13 protein-coding genes are annotated in these 18,137 nt (G+C 39.8%); 4 read left to right on the top strand and 9 right to left on the bottom strand.

The genetic code is table 11. The features are described from left to right. Positions 1 to 104: 104 nt before the first annotated feature. From secF to EJ103_RS07270, 3 genes are all read right to left on the bottom strand, one after another. Positions 105 to 1,037 (bottom strand): protein translocase subunit SecF, encoded by a 933-nt coding sequence (secF, locus tag EJ103_RS07280; RefSeq protein ID WP_126006788.1) that lies wholly within the window; start codon positions 1,035 to 1,037, stop codon positions 105 to 107. After that, a complete protein-coding gene (gene secD / locus EJ103_RS07275) occupies positions 1,030 to 2,868 on the bottom strand; it encodes a protein translocase subunit SecD (RefSeq protein ID WP_126006786.1) in 1,839 nt (612 codons plus the stop codon). Before secD ends, secF begins: the two co-directional genes overlap by 8 nt. A gap of 105 nt (positions 2,869 to 2,973) precedes the next feature. Next, complete coding sequence (locus EJ103_RS07270; RefSeq protein WP_126006785.1) at positions 2,974 to 3,435, bottom strand: hypothetical protein; 462 nt, start codon at positions 3,433 to 3,435, stop codon at positions 2,974 to 2,976. Positions 3,436 to 4,047: 612 nt separating this feature from the next. On the opposite strand from EJ103_RS07270, the gene EJ103_RS07265 reads away from it, so the two are divergent. From EJ103_RS07265 to EJ103_RS07255, 3 genes are all read left to right on the top strand, one after another. Next, a complete protein-coding gene (locus tag EJ103_RS07265; protein ID WP_126006783.1) occupies positions 4,048 to 6,111 on the top strand; it encodes a hypothetical protein in 2,064 nt (687 codons plus the stop codon). 168 nt (positions 6,112 to 6,279) lie between these two features. Next, on the top strand, positions 6,280 to 6,993 hold the full coding sequence (locus EJ103_RS07260; protein WP_126006781.1) for a YebC/PmpR family DNA-binding transcriptional regulator: 714 nt from the start codon (positions 6,280 to 6,282) through the stop codon (positions 6,991 to 6,993). 73 nt (positions 6,994 to 7,066) lie between these two features. Beyond that, the gene (locus EJ103_RS07255) at positions 7,067 to 8,362 is read left to right on the top strand and encodes a leucine-rich repeat-containing protein kinase family protein (protein WP_126006779.1); all 1,296 of its coding nucleotides are present in this window, start codon (positions 7,067 to 7,069) and stop codon (positions 8,360 to 8,362) included. Positions 8,363 to 8,431: 69 nt separating this feature from the next. Here the strand turns inward: EJ103_RS07255 and gap are convergent, their stop codons facing one another. The 5 genes from gap to glk form a co-directional block, all read right to left on the bottom strand. Then, positions 8,432 to 9,436 (bottom strand): type I glyceraldehyde-3-phosphate dehydrogenase, encoded by a 1,005-nt coding sequence (gene gap / locus EJ103_RS07250; protein WP_029773117.1) that lies wholly within the window; start codon positions 9,434 to 9,436, stop codon positions 8,432 to 8,434. A gap of 10 nt (positions 9,437 to 9,446) precedes the next feature. Next, positions 9,447 to 10,067 carry a bifunctional 4-hydroxy-2-oxoglutarate aldolase/2-dehydro-3-deoxy-phosphogluconate aldolase gene (gene eda, locus EJ103_RS07245; protein WP_004587806.1) on the bottom strand — a complete coding sequence of 207 codons (621 nt, stop codon included), beginning with the start codon at positions 10,065 to 10,067 and terminating at the stop codon, positions 9,447 to 9,449. A 34-nt stretch (positions 10,068 to 10,101) separates the two neighbouring features. Next, positions 10,102 to 11,952 (bottom strand): phosphogluconate dehydratase, encoded by a 1,851-nt coding sequence (gene edd, locus EJ103_RS07240; RefSeq protein WP_029773525.1) that lies wholly within the window; start codon positions 11,950 to 11,952, stop codon positions 10,102 to 10,104. A gap of 325 nt (positions 11,953 to 12,277) precedes the next feature. Then, positions 12,278 to 13,291: a LacI family DNA-binding transcriptional regulator gene (locus EJ103_RS07235; RefSeq protein WP_024034047.1), complete on the bottom strand. Its 1,014-nt coding sequence runs from the start codon at positions 13,289 to 13,291 to the stop codon at positions 12,278 to 12,280. A 34-nt stretch (positions 13,292 to 13,325) separates the two neighbouring features. Next, positions 13,326 to 14,318, bottom strand: coding sequence for a glucokinase (glk, locus tag EJ103_RS07230; protein ID WP_126006777.1), 993 nt, complete (start codon positions 14,316 to 14,318; stop codon positions 13,326 to 13,328). A gap of 279 nt (positions 14,319 to 14,597) precedes the next feature. On the opposite strand from glk, the gene EJ103_RS07225 reads away from it, so the two are divergent. Then, positions 14,598 to 15,614: a LacI family DNA-binding transcriptional regulator gene (locus EJ103_RS07225; protein WP_054982417.1), complete on the top strand. Its 1,017-nt coding sequence runs from the start codon at positions 14,598 to 14,600 to the stop codon at positions 15,612 to 15,614. A gap of 108 nt (positions 15,615 to 15,722) precedes the next feature. On the opposite strand, the gene EJ103_RS07220 is transcribed toward EJ103_RS07225, so the two are convergent. Continuing rightward, complete coding sequence (locus EJ103_RS07220) at positions 15,723 to 18,134, bottom strand: glycoside hydrolase family 15 protein (RefSeq protein ID WP_126006775.1); 2,412 nt, start codon at positions 18,132 to 18,134, stop codon at positions 15,723 to 15,725. Positions 18,135 to 18,137 lie beyond the last annotated feature (3 nt).

Raw genomic sequence — 18,137 nt, 5'->3', positions numbered from 1 at the left:
AACCAATACGGTAAACTATGTGATTAATTTTACCGTTATAAGGCGCTTAAAACCATTATTTTAAACGCCTGTGTTTTAATGCAGATTTTTATAAGCATTTATTGCTAGGGCATATCGAGCAACGCTTGCGTTTCTGCATCTTGTTTTTCTTCGTAATTTTTAGCACTTAACCCTAAAAGCTCAGGTAAAGTAGCCGCTATACAAATAGACGAGAACGTACCTACTACAATGCCTGTAAATAGCGCGATGGCAAAGCCTTGTAATGGTGCGCCTGCGAGTAACCAAACGCTGGCAACCGTTGCAAGCGTGGTGCCCGATGTAATAAGCGTACGTGCTAAGGTACTTTTTATGGCGTTGTTAATAATACTTGCGGGGCTAAGCGCATTATTAGATTTAACACGTAAAAGCTCGCGTACTCTATCGCCCACTATTATAGAGTCGTTAAGTGAATAACCTATAATCGCCAGCAAACTGGCAAGTACGGTTAAATTAAACTCAATACTTAATAGCGAAAATAGCCCCAGTACCAGTAATAAATCATGCACTAGCGCAACCACAGAGCCTACGGCTAAACGCCATTCAAACCGCACCGCTAAATAAAGCATTACTGCAACCATGGCTGAAAATAGCGCTAAACAACCTTGTTCAAACAGTTCATCACCCACTTGCGAGCCAATATACGCTGATGATAAAACCTCGGCGTTAATGTCTGCATTTTGTGTAATGGCGCTTTGCCAATCACTACTATTTGCTGTTGAACCGCTGGGCGCTTCGCGTAGTTGAAAGTGATTATTCCCTTGTGCGGTTAGTTCAAACTCGCCATTGTGATTTTTAGTAATAAATTGCTCAAGTTGTTTTAGCTCAACACCTTGGCTGGTGGTAAATTCTGTTAGATAACCACCGGTAAAGTCGAGTCCAAAATTAAGCCCTTTTTGACTAAGCGTAAATACCGATAACAATACAAGTATGGCGCTCAAAAGCATGCCCGAAAAACGCAGACGTGTACCCGCCTCGCCCTTTAAAAAAGTGTTAAGCATGTGCATTTACTCCTGCTTTTTTAGCCATTTTTAAATATACCGTTTGGCTTAGTACTTTTGATACGTACACGCCAGTAAATACCGAGGTTATTAAGCCAAGTGCCAATGTTATGGCAAAACCTTTAACTGGGCCGTAACCTATTCCATATAAAATAAGCGCGGTGATCATGGTGGTTATATTGGCATCAAATATGGTGTTAACGGCTTGCTTGTAACCTTCTTGAATAGCTTGATAAGCAGAGCGGCCTTTTCTACGCTCTTCTTTTATTCGCTCAAATATAATAACGTTGGTATCTACCGCCATGCCAATGGTGAGTACCAGCCCGGCAATACCCGGAAGTGTTAACACAACCCCTGGTAATAACGACATTAGCCCCACAAGCGACGTTAAATTTAATAATAGCGCTACGTTTGCAATAAGTCCTAAGCGGCGATACCACATTGCCATAAAGGCAAGTGTAATACCCATTCCCAGCATCAATGCGGCCAAGCCGTTAGTTATATTTTCTTGACCTAGGCTTGGGCCAATTGTTTGCTCGTGCACAATAGTAACCGGTGCAGTTAGCGAGCCTGCTCGTAATAATAGCGCTAGGTCGGCTGCTGCTTGTTGGCTTTTCATATTGGTAATACTAAAACGTGAACTTAAATGCTGCGCAATATTAGCCACATTTATAACTTCGCTTTTTTTAACCGTTTCACCTTTAGCGTTTTGAGAGTACTCAGAGTAAACCGTGGCCATAGGTTTACCAATATTTGCTTTTGAAAACGCTGACATGGCATCGCCGCCTTGTCCATCAAGGCTAAGTTGCACAAGGGGTTTACCCCAATCGTCGCGCCCTATGGTGGCGTTATTAATATGCTCACCGGTAAAAATTGGCACTGGGTCAAGTTTTATGGTCCCGCCCGATTGCATATCAAATGTTTGCCCACCAATTTCTTTTAACTGATAAAACCCAAGTGATGCAGTTGCACCTATAATGCGCTTTGCCTCTGTTGGGTCTTGCACGCCAGGTAGCTCTATGCGTATACGGTTTTTACCTTGGCGCTGAGTGACGGCTTCGGTAATGCCTAATTCTTCTATGCGTGAACGAAGCGTTGTGAGCGTTTGGCTCATAACTTCTTTATCAAAGTTACTTCGCCCTTGCTCTGAATAGGTGAATTTTGCATTTTTAATATCACCATTACTGGTTGTTGAAACTGCTAAATTAGCAAATCGACTTTGTAGCTCATTGATTACCGGGGTAAGCTTTTTCGCTCCATTTGGGTGTGCATTTATTTCAAAGCCGTGCCCTGTTTGCAGCACTTTAAGGCCGTGCGCTTTTTGCTTAATAATAATTGATTTTGCTTGTTGATACGCACTGACTAATTGCTCATCAATTGCTTTATCTAAATCTACGTCGAGTACAAATAACACACCGCCGTTTAAATCTAGTCCCAATTTTATTGGCGATAAACCAAACTCTTGCAGCCAAAGTGGGCTCGTTGCATGTTCTACAATTTTAACTTGCGCGTTTGGATACTGCGCCTTTATAGCCACTTGGGCTTGTGCGCTTTTAGTTGGCTCGTTTAACAAAATATTTATAGATGTTTGATTATTTAGCCCTTGCTCAACTTTTAAGCCTTGGTTATTTAAAAAAGTAACTAATGTATTAGTACTTGGCACAGCTTGTGTTTCGCTATGAGGTGCATTGCTTACATGTAACCACGATTTATTTGGGTATAAGTTGGGTAATGCGCTAATGGCTAATAAAACCAGCACAATAAGCATGGCTATATAGCTTAATTTAAATTTAGCCATAAACGGCTTGTGATCTTTTTTTACACTTAACATGGTGTTTCCTTATTACCAGAACCGGTAACGTACTTTTTAAAAGCACAATTAATCTCAAGGCTTAAACGTAAAACGTTAAAACCTAATAAAAATTAAATAAGAAAATTAAGCGTGGTAGGTACTTACAGCGGTATAGAGTAAATTAGCGTCTTTCCAGCCGCTGAGTCGCGACTTTTTGCTATGTGTTACAAGTGTATACCATGGCTGTTGGGCAATAAAAGCGTTGGGGCTTAGGTATATTTCTCTAAAAAGGGTGTGTGCAAAAAATTCAAATACAACGTCGTATTCAGGCTCACTTTGCGCGACATGTAAAAATAGCGAAGAATTACTAGCCGTTAACCTAGGTTGATGTGCGTTAAACCCTGTTTGATGTGTTTTTTTGTGCTCACTCCCCTTTACCGATTTTGATATAGGCAGCGTTTTAGCTAACTCAACGCTATCAGCAAACACATTGAATGAGGTGGTTGCGGTGTTTAATTTATGTGTCGCGCACTGCGCACTAGTTTGAACACTAAAAAGCGCACAAAACAGTAAAAAAGCAGTTATAAACACACGAACGTTAAACATGGTTGCGTCAAACTAAAATAGGGGATGCGTAGTATATATGGGCAAGTATTTAAAATACAATGCATTACAGAAATTATCTTGTAAGATAACTACAACACAAAACTTACCTCGTACTTGCTAATTTAGAGTTATTGAGACTCCCCCTACTGAGCTATTGATACTTTTGATTAGCAAAGCCAAAACTATATATGTCTGTGCAATTTTTTGTTCCTTTTTTTGAATATAGACTTCTTTAAATGCACTTTCTAAGCCGGACGTACCAAAGAGGCACCTATAAATCTATTGAAGCAAAAATAAAGGTAGAAATTATAGAACAGCAAAAACCAGCACTTTAGTGCTGCACTTGTGTATTAAAAAGGCATTAATTAACTATGGACATTTTAAAATCAAACTATACCGCGAGGTATTTAAATAAATTTAAAAGGATAGTTATTAAATGTAGGTACAGTTTTCAAATTTGTGGTGATTGTTATTTTAAAAATATAGTAACGGTGTGTTTTTTATCATTGCACAAATAATAATAAATTATGTACAATAGCTGAATATAACAAAATATTTATTTGTTTCGTTATTTTTGTTATGGATAACTAATAATGTGTGCAGGAAGTCATTATGAAAAATAATTTACTAAAGCGTATCTACTCAAGACTTTACACTAAAATTTTTAAGATAAAGTATAGCGTCTTTAACAATAAAGATTTATGCAGCCTCATTACCAAAAATGACATCATATCTTTTGATATATTTGATACTGCTATCCTAAGGAAAGTATACTCACCGTCTGATATATTTTACCTAACTGAAAAAGTCTATACTGAAAAGCATGGCGCACTGAGTTTTAATTTCAAAGATGTTAGAACTAAAGCAGAGCCGCAAGCGGCAAAACTAATATCTAAACAAAACTACACAGAATCGATTTGCTTAGATGAAATTTATGATTATATACATGAATCACTAAACATTAGTAAACGCGAATTAAACATTCTTAAATCAATAGAAATGCAAACAGAATTAGAGTTCTGCACCCGAAATGAATATATTTTTTCATATTATCAGCAATGTATTGCGCAAAATAAAAAGGTTATATTCACCTCTGACATGTACCTACCTAAAGATATTATAAAAAGAATATTATTAAATAATGGCTATGAAAAATATGAAAATATATACTTATCTGGAGAAATAAGAAAATCAAAATATAAAGGTGGGTTATATAAGTACATATTAAAAGAATTAAAATGCAAATCAAAAAAAATATTACATATAGGTGCCAACTTCAAAGAAGATATAATTAATGCACAACATTATAATATAAATATTTTTTATTATAAAAAAGTAAGTGATTACGCATTAAAAAACACCCATTTTAAAAGATTGAGAGAACTTTATAATAAAAACTTATCTATTGAAGAGTCATTATATTTTGCAACAATAACGAATAAAGCATACTCAAAAAGGAATACTAAAAAAGCAGATTTTTGGTACGATTTTGGCTATATATATTGCGGGATAATTTACTTTGGTTTTATACGCTGGCTAACAGCTCAGCTAGCCAACAATGAACCAGATAAAGTTCTATTTTTGGCGCGCGATGGTTATATAATGCATCAAACATATAAGCTTTTAAATAGCGACAGTAGCGCCCCTCTAAGCGAATACATGTACGCATCAAGAAGAGCTATAAACATCCCCACTATCCGAAATAAGATAGATGAAAGCTCGATTAAAATTCTCTGTCATACTTTCCCAAATTTAAGTGTTAAAAACTATCTTGAAAGGGTTGATTTATGTGCCTCTAATTACACAAAAGAAATTCATCAAGTTGGTTTTAATGATAAAGATCAAATTATTTTAAACAATGACGATAAACAAAAACTTGCTTTATTATTTAATTTGCTTGTTGCAGATGTTACTAAAGTTTCAGTAATAGAAAGGTGTTATTTAATTAAATACTTAGAGCAAATTAAATTCATTGGGGCTAAAAAAGTAGCGATTGTTGATATTGGTTGGCAAGGAACTATTCAAAATTCACTTTCTGAGCTAATGAATATTGCAAATGAAAAAGTCGAAATCGATGGTTACTATATTGGCACTTTTCAAACGGCTGCCAAGTTTATTGACAAAGGCATGAATATGTCAGGTTATATGTGTAATTTGTCGGTCCCAAAAAATAATTTTAATATTTTGGCGGAAAGCGTTCATATGTTTGAGTTTATTTTTTCCGCACCTCATGGCTCTGTCATTAAGTTTCGTGAAGAAGGAGATAAAATAGTGCCGGTTTGTGAGCCTAATGAGTCTTCTGATCAAAAAATTATAATCATCAATAACTTTCAAAAAGGTGCACTTGATTTTATTTCAGACTTTAAGGAGGTTGAAAAAGCCTTTAAAGAAATTCACATTAACCCTGAATTTGCTATCAAGCCTATCTCTCGGCTATTAAATAATCCTACCTACAATGAGTCAATACATTTTGGTGATTTAAAGCACTCTGAATACGTTGGTGATAACAGTTATGAAAACTGTTTTGCAAAGGCATCATCACCATGGAAGATGTACTTTAACCCATTAAAATTTCGTAGAAAGTACTCCTCTTCATTATGGAAAGCTGGTTTTAGAAAACGCTACCTTAGGTATGTATTACCTGACAGCTTATACTGCTTTTTAAAACATAGGTAAATGCACGGCTACACGCCTACTGAATGTTGTATTAGCTCTTTTATAGGTATCTATTACACCAGCAAGATGATTAATTAACGCCATTTACTGGCGATACTGCGGCTTTACCTTTAGAATACGGCCTTGCAATTTTATTCAATAATTTACATATATTAAGGCGAAACGCAGATGGGAAGAGCTTACCAAAACAAAAAAGATTCAATGGCTAAAACTGCGGGTGCTAAAACTAAAGTTTATTCTAAGTACGGTAAAGAAATTTACATTTGCGCTAAAAATGGTGGCGTAGACCCAGATGGTAACCTTGCGCTGCGCCGTTTAATCGAGCGCGCTAAAAAAGACCAGGTACCCGCACACGTTATTGAGCGCGCAATAGACAAAGCCAAAGGCGGCGGCGGTGAAGATTACGCAGCCACACGTTATGAGGGTTACGGCCCTGGTAACTGTATGATTATTGTTGACTGTTTAACCGACAACAACAAACGTACGTTTGCTGATGTGCGTATTTGTTTTACCAAAGCAAACGCTAAAATAGGCGCACAAAATTCAGTATCACATTTATTTGATCACCTCGCTATTTTTGTTTTTGATGGCGATGACGATGAAGCTGTACTAGAAGCCCTTATGATGGCCGATGTTGATGTAACAGATGTAGAAGTAGAAAACGGTAAAGTGACGGTTTTTGCACCACATACAGAATACAACAACACCCGTACAGCGCTTGAAGAAATGGGTATTACAGATTTTGAAGTAGATTTAATTTCGTTTGTACCACAAGTTGAAGCCCCTATTGAAGGTGAAGACGTAGAAGTAATGGAGCGCTTTTTAGCCATGCTTGAAGATTGTGACGACGTGCAAAACGTTTACCATAACGCGCAATTTTAAACTTTACTAAACGTATTTACTTTAAGCCAACAGCGATGTTGGCTTTTTTATTTTAAAAGGCTTGTGAAAATTTATGAATACCCTTGCAGAGCTTAGAGCTGGTAGGTTGAATGGTGTTACTCGCTTACAACTCGTTGAAGGCTTAACTGAGTTTCCTTTAGAAATTTTAACCCTTGCAGATACCCTAGAAGTACTCGATTTATCAAACAATAATCTCACTACACTGCCAGATGAATTTGCATGCTTAACAAAGCTTAAGCGGGTGTTTGTATCGTTTAACCAATTTAAACATATACCTGAAGTACTCGCTAAGTGCCCTGCTTTAATTATGGTTGCATTTAAAGGCAATCAAATAACAGAGTTTGCACTAAACAGCTTACCTAAAAATATTGAATGGTTAATACTTACTGATAACAAATTAAGCGCATTGCCAAGTGACTTTGGTAATTACACACAGCTTAAAAAGCTCGCCCTTGCAGGAAATAACCTAAAACAACTACCCGCGAGTATGGCTTCTTGTACTAATTTAGAGCTAGTTAGGCTCTCTGCTAATAACCTAACAAAACTTGATAATTGGCTATTAGAACTCCCCAAACTTGCTTGGCTTGCCTTTGCGGGTAATGCATTTAATAAAGCTCAGTGCTTAACTAACAGTCGTTTGCAAAACACGCCACTTGAAAATTTTGAGCTTAAAAAAGTAATTGGCCAAGGTGCATCGGGCGTTATTCATTTAGCTAAAACAGCACAGCACGATGTGGCGGTAAAATTATTTAAAGGGGCAATAACAAGCGATGGCTACCCACTTGATGAAGTAAACTGCTGTTTACAAGCAGGCTATCATAAAAACTTAATTAACGTATTAAGCTACATAGAGCAAAGCACACAGCTTGGTTTAGTTATGGAGCTAATAGATACACGCTTTACTAATTTAGGTTTGCCGCCAAGTTTAGAAACCTGTACGCGCGATACATTTAATACACACTGTCACTATTCGCCTGAAGCAATTTATAAAGTTGCCCAGCAAATGATAAGCACACTTGCCCACTTACATGCTAACAACGTAAGTCATGGCGATATTTACGCCCATAACACCATGATAAATGAACAATATGACGTTTTATTTGGTGATTTTGGTGCAGCAACAAATTTAGCCATGCTTAGCGAATATCAGCAACAGCAAATACAGTTAATAGAAGTCCGCGCTTTTGGTTGCTTAATTGAGGACTTGCTAAGCACTGTTAGCACTGCAGATAAGCAAAGCGAACTGTTTAATAAAATGTCCGATATAGCAGCGCGTGCTATAAATACTGATATTGCATCGCGGCCTAGTTTTAAAGAGCTAAGCGCTCTATTAAACGAGCGGGTATAAATTAATCTAAATAAAAAAGCCTGCATAATGCAGGCTTGGTTGGATAAAGCTAAACTTTTACAGGGTCAATTATAAGTACTGACCTAATGCTTTAACTTGGTCTAACATGCGGTTTGAGAAACCCCACTCGTTGTCGTACCAAGCCATTACTTTAACTAGTTTGCCATCAGCTTTAGTTTGCGTTGCATCAAAAATTGATGATGCAGGGTTGTGATTAAAATCAATAGAAACAAGCGGAAGCTCGTTGTACTCTAAAATTTCTTTCATTGAACCTGTTGCTGCGGCTTTCATTACTTCGTTGATTTCTTCAGCAGTTGTTTCGCGCTTAGTAATAAACGTAAAATCAACTAAAGAAACATTGATAGTAGGTACACGTACCGACATACCGTCTAATTTACCCGCAAGCTCAGGAAGTACTAAGCCAACAGCTGCAGCAGCACCTGTTTTAGTTGGGATCATAGACTGAGTTGCACTACGTGCACGGTATAGATCTGGGTGATAAACGTCAGATAAGTTTTGATCGTTTGTATAAGCATGAATTGTAGTCATGCTACCTTGCTCAATACCTACTGTGTCGTTAATTGCTTTTGCAATTGGCGCTAAACAGTTAGTCGTACATGATGCGTTAGAGATAATGTTGCTATCAGCGTTAATTACATCGCTGTTAACACCGTGTACTACCGTTGCATCTAAATCTTTACCAGGAGCAGACACAATTACTTTTTTAGCACCTGCTGTAATGTGCTTAGCTGCGTCTTCACGCTTAGTGAAAAAACCAGTACATTCTAGAACGATATCTACGTTTAACTCTTTCCACGGTAAGTTTGCTGGGTCACGCTCTTGAGTCAAAGTAATTACGTCATCACCAATCAGCATAGTGTTATCTGATAACGTTACTTTTTGAGAAAATTGACCGTGAACTGAGTCAAATTGTGTTAAATGCGCATTTACGTTAGCCGGTGCTAAATCGTTAATTGCTACAATTTTAATTTCACTGTTTTGTGCTGACTCGTAAAGTGCACGTAATACGTTGCGACCGATACGGCCATAGCCATTAATTGCTACATTAATCATTTTTAGACTCCTATTTAACTTCACTTGCTTGTCGAGCAAGCGCTTCAATGGCTTGCCAGTCTTTGTTTTCAATTAGTTGTTTATCTAGCATCCACGTACCACCAACACAAATAACGTTATTAAGCGCTAAGTAATTAGGGGCTGTTGCTAGGCTAATACCACCGGTTGGGCAAAAAGTAATGTGCGGCAATGGCCCGCCAATCGACTTAAGCATTGCCGTTCCGCCTGCAGCCTCTGCAGGGAAGAATTTTAAATACTTAAAGCCATGGCTTGCTAACTGCATTACTTCGCTTGCAGTTGCTGCACCCGGTAAAAAGGGAATGTCTGAATCTTTAGCTAATGCTAATAATTCATCACTTACACCTGGGCTTACCATAAAATCAGCGCCTGCTTCTACTGAAGCGTCAAAGCTTGCTTTATCAACCACTGTACCTGTACCAACGTATGCTTCTGGAACTTCTGCTTTCATTAGTTTTACAGCTTCCACTGCAACAGGCGTGCGTAGCGTAATTTCAAGGGCTTTTAAGCCACCGTTGTATAACGCTCTAGCGAGTGGTGCTGCATCTTCTAGTTTTTCGATTACAACCACTGGCACCACAGGTGCCGACGCTAAGATTTTTTCAATACTCATTACTTGTTCCTCATTACCCAGTGTGTGGCAATTATTATTCAAGTCCAAAAGCACTCGCACCTAAATCGGCGCTGCTTACAATATTTCTAAATCCAGTAAATAACTCTCGGCCGGTACCAAAGGTTAAGCTTGGTTGGCTAAGTTGTAGTTCACGCTTAGCAAGCTCTTCGTCGCTAACATGTACTTTTAATATTCCGTTTGGCGCATCCAGGGTTACTAAATCGCCCTCAAGAATTTTTGCAATAATGCCACCTTCAACAGCTTCTGGCGCTAAGTGAATAGCTGCAGGCACTTTACCTGATGCGCCCGACATACGGCCATCAGTCACAATAGCTACTTTAAAGCCTTCGTCTTGAAGTGTTGCCATTACAGGCGTTAATTTATGCAGCTCTGGCATACCTTTCGCTTTAGGGCCTTGCTCTTTAAGCACGGCAATAAAGTCTTGGTTTAACTCGCCACGGCTGTATGCCTCTTGCAGTTCGCCTTGTGAGCTAAATACTTTAGCTGGGGCTGTTACTACTTGATGCTCAGTGGCTACAGCAGAGACCTTAATGACTGCTTTACCTAGGTTACCTGTAAGTAGTTGTAAGCCACCTTGCTTACTAAATGGATTGCTAATTGGACGCAGTACTTCTTCATCGAGTGAGTTTTCTGGGCAATCTACCCATTTCACTTTTGAAGGGCCTGTTGAGTTGCTCATAATTAAGCTGTCGTCTTTATCTAAACGCGGCTCCATCATGTAAGGCGCTAAGCCTTCACCAAGCATTGTTTTAACATCAGTATGCAAGTAACCCGCACCGGCTAATTCACGCATTAAGAAGCCCATACCGCCTGCGGCTTGGAAATGGTTTACATCTGCTGAGCCGTTAGGGTAAATACGCGTAAGTAGTGGTACAACTTCTGATAAGTCAGACATGTCTTTCCACGTTACTTGTATGCCCGCCGCTTTTGCGATAGCAACAATATGAATAGCGTGGTTAGTTGAGCCACCTGTAGATAGCAAGCCAACTAAACCATTAATAATGGTTTTTTCGCTGATTACATCTGCTAAACACGGGCTTTCTTTATCATCTGTAAGCTGCTTAAGCATGGTTTCTACAGCATTACCTGTTAAACCATCGCGAAGCTCAGTGTAAGGGTTAATAAACGAGCTACCTGGAAGGTGTAAGCCCATTATTTCCATTAACATTTGGTTTGAGTTAGCGGTACCGTAAAACGTACATGTACCTGCGCTGTGGTACGAGGCACTTTCAGCTTCAAGTAAGTCTTCACGGCTTACTAAGCCTTGTGCAAATTTTTGGCGAATACGTGCTTTTTCTTTGTTAGGAATACCAGATTGCATTGGCCCAGCAGGTAAAAAGAATACCGGTAAGTGACCAAAAGATAAGGCACCAATTAATAAACCTGGGACAATTTTATCACATACGCCTAAACAAAAAACGCCGTCAAATACGTCATGCGATAGTGATACCGCAGTAGACATAGCAATTACGTCGCGAGAAAAAAGCGATAATTCCATGCCGTCACGCCCTTGCGTAACGCCATCACACATTGCTGGTACACCGCCTGCAACTTGGGCAGTTGCGTCGTACTTAGTAGCAAGGTCTTTGATTAAATCTGGGAAATCTTTGTATGGCACATGGGCCGAAAGCATATCGTTATATGAGTTGATAATAGCAAGATTTGGCTGCTCATCAGCCTTTAAGCGCGCTTTGTCGTCGCTGCTACACGCAGCCATAACGTGAGCGATGTTTCCGCAGCCTAGTCCGGCACGGACTCTTGTTTGTTTTTTTGCGTGCGAAATACGATCTAAATAATCTTGACGGGTTTGTTTACTGCGTTCAATAACGCGTTGGGTGACTTCTTCAATGCGAGGGTGCAACATAATTTAGCTCATCTCTATTAGTTAGAGGAAAAAGGCTCAGTAGCAATTACAGACTCCACGTAAATAACTGCACTGAGCATCTTTGATTTACCCGTTCAAAGGTACGCTACCAGGGAGCCTCTCACAACAACCCTGACACCGGTGTCACTGTATTAACGCATAGCATTGACACCGGTGTCAACCCTGAGTAACAAAAATAGTGTAAAATTTTAACGTGACCAATTAATGACCATGCTAATTTTAGTTTATTTGCTAAAATCCGCACAAAAAAAACCCGAATAAGCGTCACTCAAATTCGGGTTACTGTGAAAAACAAAAAAGGGGGTTATTTTATTGCAGCAGTAGACTCGCGGGTAATTAAGCGTGATTCTAGCGTTACCTGATACGGCTGCTCTTGTGGCTGCGAAATATGCGATATAAGCTGCGTAACAGCTTGTTTAGTCATTTCTTCTACAGGTTGTGCAATAGTCGTTAAGCCCGGCCATATATGGCGAGCAATTGGTGCATTATCAAACCCTGCAATAGAGATATCATCGGGTACGCGTAATTGGCGCTGTGTGGCAAGTTTTAATACCGCCGCCGCCATGTAATCGTTTGATGCAAATACCGCGGTAGGACGTGGCGATAAATCTAAAATGCTGCGCGCACTGTCTACACCTGAGTGATAACTAAAGTTACCCTCTTCTACTAACCGCTCGTCAAATTCTATACCGTGGCTTGCCAACGCTCGTCTGTAACCTTTAAAGCGCTGTTGCGTAGCACTGTGATCAGGGTGGCCTTTAATAAAAGCAATCGACTTATGACCAAGCGAAATTAAGTGCTCGGTTATTTCATAGGCGCCCTGCTCGTCGTTGCTGCGCACTGAAATTGAATCATCTTCTAGCAGTGCCGATGCAACCCGTGCATAGGGTATTTTTTTAGCTTTTAAAAAATTAGCGAGTTTTTCAAAATCACCAAATGGCGGGGTAAGTACTACGCCATCTAAACGCGAGGTTTGTAATAACTGCTCTATATCGTTAATTAAATCATCGCCACGTAATTCACACGGGTGTATTAGTAAGTTGTAGTTATTTTCTTTACAGGCAGCAAGCGCACCCGTTTGTACGCGTGTTATATAACTTTTACTGGGGTTGTCATATAAGCAGCCAATAATAAAGCTGCGATTTTGCGCAAGTCCGCGTGCTATTGGGTTAGGCGTGTAATCAAGCTCTTTAAATACTTTAAGTACTTTTTCGCGCGTAGCTGCACTCACGTTAGGCTCATTATTTAAAACCCGCGACACGGTTTTTTTAGAAACGCCTGCATGGCTTGCTACGCTATTTATGGTTACTTTTTTCATTTGTTCATTATCCAAATACAACCATTAAGCAAATTTACTTGCTGTTATATAAACACGCACCCGCCCCAATTAGCGGTATGTTATCTTGTGTTACTAAAGTAACTGGAATTTGCCCTGCATATTGCGACATAACACCTTTTTGCGAAAAACGCTCTACAAAGCGGCTTTCAAGTAATCGGGTTTGCATGCGCGGTAAAATACCGCCACCTATAAATAGGCCACCTAATGCGCCGTATACTACCGCTAAATCGCCTGCCACACTGCCTATCCAGTCACAAAACTGATTAAGCGTTGCATCGCACACTTCACACTCGCCACTGTTTGCAAGGCTACTAATTTGTGCTGCGTCTAAATTTTTAGCTGTAACCCCTTTCACGGCTGCCATTGCTTTGTATAAATGGGCAATACCTGGGCCTGAAAAAACAGTTTCTATAGATACATGAGGGTGCTCTTTTCGAAGCTCGTTAATTAATAAAGCGTCTAGCTCGTTTACAGGAGCAAGCGACATATGCCCGCCCTCAGAGCTTAATACTGCAGTTGACTGCGCTGTACGCACTAAACACGCAGCACCAAAGCCAGTACCTGGGCCCATAACACCAATGTTTGCATTTGCATCGGCTTGGCCAGGCTTAATAGTAATGTTTTGCGTTGAGTCTAAATAAGGCGCTGCATAAGCAAAAGCAGCAAAGTCATTAATTACTTCTAATTGTGTTAAATTAAAATGTGCTTTAAATTCACTAACACTAAAATGCCAACCTAAATTGGTTAAATGCACTTGGCCTGCTTTTATAGGGCCTGCAACAGCTAAACATGCCTGAGTTGGCGTAACATGGGGAATCGTTGTTAGGTATTGTTCAAGTGCGCTTTCCAAAGAGCCAAAATTAGCACTGGGAAATATGTTAATATGCTCAATAACAAATTGGTTAGTTTGCTCATTAAAGTCGGTAATTAATGCAAAGCGCGCATTGGTGCCACCAATATCGGCAACTAAGATAGGGTTAAACTTGGCAGAAGAATTTTGGCTCATGGTATTATCTCTTTTGTGTAAGCGGCTTATGCTTATTATTTTACAACGGCTATGCGTTGTTATTTATACACTTTGAGCTATCACCTCAAAGTAGCTATCACAGTAAAAAAGGCTGCTATATAAAATAGCAGCTAATACGTTTTGACAACAAAATGATAAAACATTGGCATTATGACACCGGTGTCAGGATTAGATCAATAATAAATCGCAAAAAGCTTGAAATAATTCACTAATAGTCGAAAATGACACAATTATTTAGCATTTAATTAAGTTGTAACAATGAAAGGTAAAGCCACCTCATTTGACATTGCCCATTATGCAGGGGTTTCACAATCAACTGTATCTCGCGCTTTACGTAACAGCCCCCTTGTTAATGAAGAAACACGCAAACGCGTCCACGACATAGCAAAACAACTTAACTATAAAGTTGATAAAAATGCCAGCAACTTACGTACTCAGCAAAGTAGTACCCTTGCGTTATTGTTGTTTGAAGACCCAACATCAGATGAATCACAAATAAACCCATTCTTTTTATCAATGCTGGGCAGTATTACCCGTGCGTGTGCAAAAGAAGGTTACGACTTATTGGTATCGTTTCAATCAGCTAGCGCCGATTGGCAAGCCGACTACGAAGACAGCCACAGAGCCGATGGCATTATTTTGCTCGGCTATGGTGATTACATAGACTTTCAACCAAAATTTAAAACCTTGCTTGACCAAAACACTAAGTTTGTATGCTGGGGCGCTACAGTAGATAACCGCCCAGATCTTACTGTATGCTGCGACAATTACGGCGGGGGCAAACTAGCCGCTGGCCATTTAATTGCCCATAACCGCACCGATTGCGCGTTTATCGGTGATGCATCTGATCACAGCCCAGAATTTTTTGCCCGCTTTCAGGGGTTTAAAGATGAGCTACTTACTAATGGTATAACCATTAATGAGCGAAAAATGGCCAATGCTATTTCAACTGAAGAGTCTGGTTATCATGCTACACGCTCACTTATTGCTAATAACATAAAATTTAACGCCTTATTTGCCGCCAGTGATTTAATTGCCATTGGTGCAATTCGCGCTTTAAAAGAAGCCAATATTAATGTTCCTAACGAAGTGGCCGTGGTCGGTTTTGATAACATAGCCATTGCAAGCTACATAAACCCACCGCTTACAACCATAGCGCAAGACACCACCGTCGCAGGGCAAATGTTAGTAGAGAACCTGCTTAAATTAATACGTGAAGAAGAAGTGCAAAGCACCCTTTTACCGCCGGTATTAATTGCCAGAGGGTCTAGTTAAGAATTTATCACTCAACTTCATTGTGCTTATTAAACATTAAACCCCCACTTAGATACAAAAAAGCCACGGCTGTTAACCGTGGCTTTAATTTTACATTTTGAACTAGCCTTATTTTAAAGCTTTCTCAACAACGGGATAATGATCCCAAACTTGTTTGTCGCTCAGTGAACGAACTAATTTAATATACTCGGCATGAGTCCATGCCAATGGTGTTGCTGAATTAGTCCCCTCGCCTAGCTCATAACCTGCTTTGTTAATCCCTACACCATCCCATACTTGCTCTGGTAACATAAGGCCGTTATTAGCAAATTGCTCTAAGCCTTTTACATAGCTGTTTTTAATTTGCGCCTGTTTAGCATCATCCAGGGCGTTGTTTGCATTAGCTGCTGCGATTTCGTAATGCCCGCGCTCACCGGTGAAAAATGGCCATACACGCCCACGTTGGCCTGGTGTATTGCTGCCACCCTCAGCATAGTTTGTGCCTTTAACTTCATCTTCACCGTAGCCATCATTGCCATAGCGGCGGTAGCCTGCAAAAGTGCCGCTGCCATCATCAAAACTAAAGCTGTATTTAACTTGTAGGTTATCTTCAAGCGTTTCGTCGTCATACTCAGGTAGTGTTTTAACGATGCTTTCATCATTTGCACCGCGAACGCCATAGCGTACTAGCTCTAAAAACCCGCCATCTAAAATTTGCTTTTTATTAAACCCTTCGCGGCCATTATTAGCGTTAATTTTAGTGTTTGAGTTTGCATCGGTATCTTGGCCTATACGAATAAAGTATTCGCCATCGCTATTTTCGCCTTTTAAGTTACCTTTGGTAGTAAACATTTGCGATTCAATATCGCTGCTGTATTTTTTAGCCGTGGCAAGGTAGCGCTGCGCGTTTTTATCATCGCTACTAAGCGTTGCGATATCGCTTGCGGTAATAAGGCCTGCCACTATTGCCGCAGTTGTAGATGGCGAATAACCACTTTGCTCTTCCCAGCGCTCTTGTTGTGTTGCCGGTGGTGTAATTTGTGTGTCGTTCCACAAAATTTTAGCAAGTCCCCCCTCGACTAAAAAATCGGCCGCTGGTTTTAACATTTTGCCGTACCAGCTTTTTAGCTCTTCATCGCTAAGTACGTTGGCTTTATGTAACTTCCATGCCAGCATGATAGGCATAGCAGTTTGATCAAGCTGTACGCCTACCCATTCTAATTCACCATCGACGTGTGTTTTTTGTAAAAACCAGCCGGTATCGCCTTTATTACCTGGTGTTTTGCTGTTTACTTGCACTTTTTCAAGGTATTCAAACGCTGTTTTTGCTGTGGCAGTATCGCCAAGCGCCATAAAGGCCATGGCTACTTGATAAAAGTCGCGCACCCATACTGCTTTATAGCCAGTAGAGCCCTCTTTAGCCGAAACCGTTTCGCCCCATGGATTAGATAGAGAAGCAATTAATGCCCCTGCGTGTGTTTTATCTTCTTGTGCTTTTAGAACCATGGCGCTGGTGTATAAAAGCTTACCGTTATCGGCTGTTTGTTCAACCATGGTATTAAGTGGTTTTAGGCTTTGTAGGTAATCTTCCCAGCCTAGCGCTTCACCTTTGCCGTTGTAGTGATCAAGTACCGCTTGGTACCCTTTAGCTAAACTTTGTTCACCTTGCTGAATACTTTGCTGCTGCGTTTTACCAAAGCTCAGGGCTAAATCAAAAGTGGTATTTGCACTTATCTCGCCAAGCTCTGCAAGCATGCTTACATTACCAGCAGTTTCGCCAGTATTTGTGTATTGGTTATTTATAGATTGCGTAGTTTTAAGTGCATTAATGCCGTCACTTTTTCCTGTAAACCCGACCGTTTTTGTTTTAAATGGTGATGCGGATTGAAGTGATAAATAGTTATCATCTTCCCATGCTACAAGCCCTTTCTCTGTTGTTTTAGCAAAGTCACCTAAGCCGTTATTATTAATGTACGGATTAACAGACACATACGCTTTTAAACCTTCAAGCTCAGTATTAAATACGCTGCGTACAAACAGGGTTTGCCCATCTGGGTCAGTAAATATGTGTTTTTCTAGGCTAAAGCGGCCTTGTTTATCAGTGCTTGTTACTTTATAAGCCAGCGATAACGGGCGACCTTGTGCATCTTTATGTAAGTAATCAATGGTGACATTTAAATCATCCGCTTCACTAACTGTAAAATCTTTACCTGTTACTATAAATTGCATGTCTTTTATTTGTGCTTGGTGAATAAGCCCAAACATGGTTTCGGTAATCATACCTTTAGCAATTGAAAACCATACTTTAGACACATCCCCCGTTGCAGCTGCATCAGTGTATTGGCCGTTTTGGTATTGCTCGTATGATGTACCAATACCTGTTTTACCCGCATAAGCCCAAAAAGGCTCTGCGCCTGGAGCGCCTGGTGCCGATGTAACTTGTGCTGTGGTACTTTCGTTAGTTGTACTTGTGTTTTGAGCGCCGCAAGCCGTTAAACCTAACGTTAAAAGAGAGGCGGTTATAAGGTTATATTTTTTCATTGT

The organism is Pseudoalteromonas sp. Xi13 (assembly GCF_003952205.1).
Taxonomy (GTDB): domain Bacteria; phylum Pseudomonadota; class Gammaproteobacteria; order Enterobacterales; family Alteromonadaceae; genus Pseudoalteromonas; species Pseudoalteromonas atlantica.
Note: the sequence above shows the minus strand (reverse complement) of the source record. Positions and strands in the feature narration are given on the sequence as shown.

What these genes read in the sequence shown, in the direction of transcription:
- EJ103_RS07220 (WP_126006775.1), bottom strand. Translation starts at nt 18,134, where the DNA reads ATGAAAAAATATAACCTTATAACCGCCTCTCTTTTAACGTTAGGTTTA.
- EJ103_RS07260 (WP_126006781.1), top strand. Translation starts at nt 6,280, where the DNA reads ATGGGAAGAGCTTACCAAAACAAAAAAGATTCAATGGCTAAAACTGCG.
- secF (WP_126006788.1), bottom strand. Translation starts at nt 1,037, where the DNA reads ATGCTTAACACTTTTTTAAAGGGCGAGGCGGGTACACGTCTGCGTTTT.
- EJ103_RS07225 (WP_054982417.1), top strand. Translation starts at nt 14,598, where the DNA reads ATGAAAGGTAAAGCCACCTCATTTGACATTGCCCATTATGCAGGGGTT.
- gap (WP_029773117.1), bottom strand. Translation starts at nt 9,436, where the DNA reads ATGATTAATGTAGCAATTAATGGCTATGGCCGTATCGGTCGCAACGTA.
- EJ103_RS07235 (WP_024034047.1), bottom strand. Translation starts at nt 13,291, where the DNA reads ATGAAAAAAGTAACCATAAATAGCGTAGCAAGCCATGCAGGCGTTTCT.
- EJ103_RS07270 (WP_126006785.1), bottom strand. Translation starts at nt 3,435, where the DNA reads ATGTTTAACGTTCGTGTGTTTATAACTGCTTTTTTACTGTTTTGTGCG.
- glk (WP_126006777.1), bottom strand. Translation starts at nt 14,318, where the DNA reads ATGAGCCAAAATTCTTCTGCCAAGTTTAACCCTATCTTAGTTGCCGAT.
- secD (WP_126006786.1), bottom strand. Translation starts at nt 2,868, where the DNA reads ATGTTAAGTGTAAAAAAAGATCACAAGCCGTTTATGGCTAAATTTAAA.
- edd (WP_029773525.1), bottom strand. Translation starts at nt 11,952, where the DNA reads ATGTTGCACCCTCGCATTGAAGAAGTCACCCAACGCGTTATTGAACGC.
- eda (WP_004587806.1), bottom strand. Translation starts at nt 10,067, where the DNA reads ATGAGTATTGAAAAAATCTTAGCGTCGGCACCTGTGGTGCCAGTGGTT.
- EJ103_RS07265 (WP_126006783.1), top strand. Translation starts at nt 4,048, where the DNA reads ATGAAAAATAATTTACTAAAGCGTATCTACTCAAGACTTTACACTAAA.
- EJ103_RS07255 (WP_126006779.1), top strand. Translation starts at nt 7,067, where the DNA reads ATGAATACCCTTGCAGAGCTTAGAGCTGGTAGGTTGAATGGTGTTACT.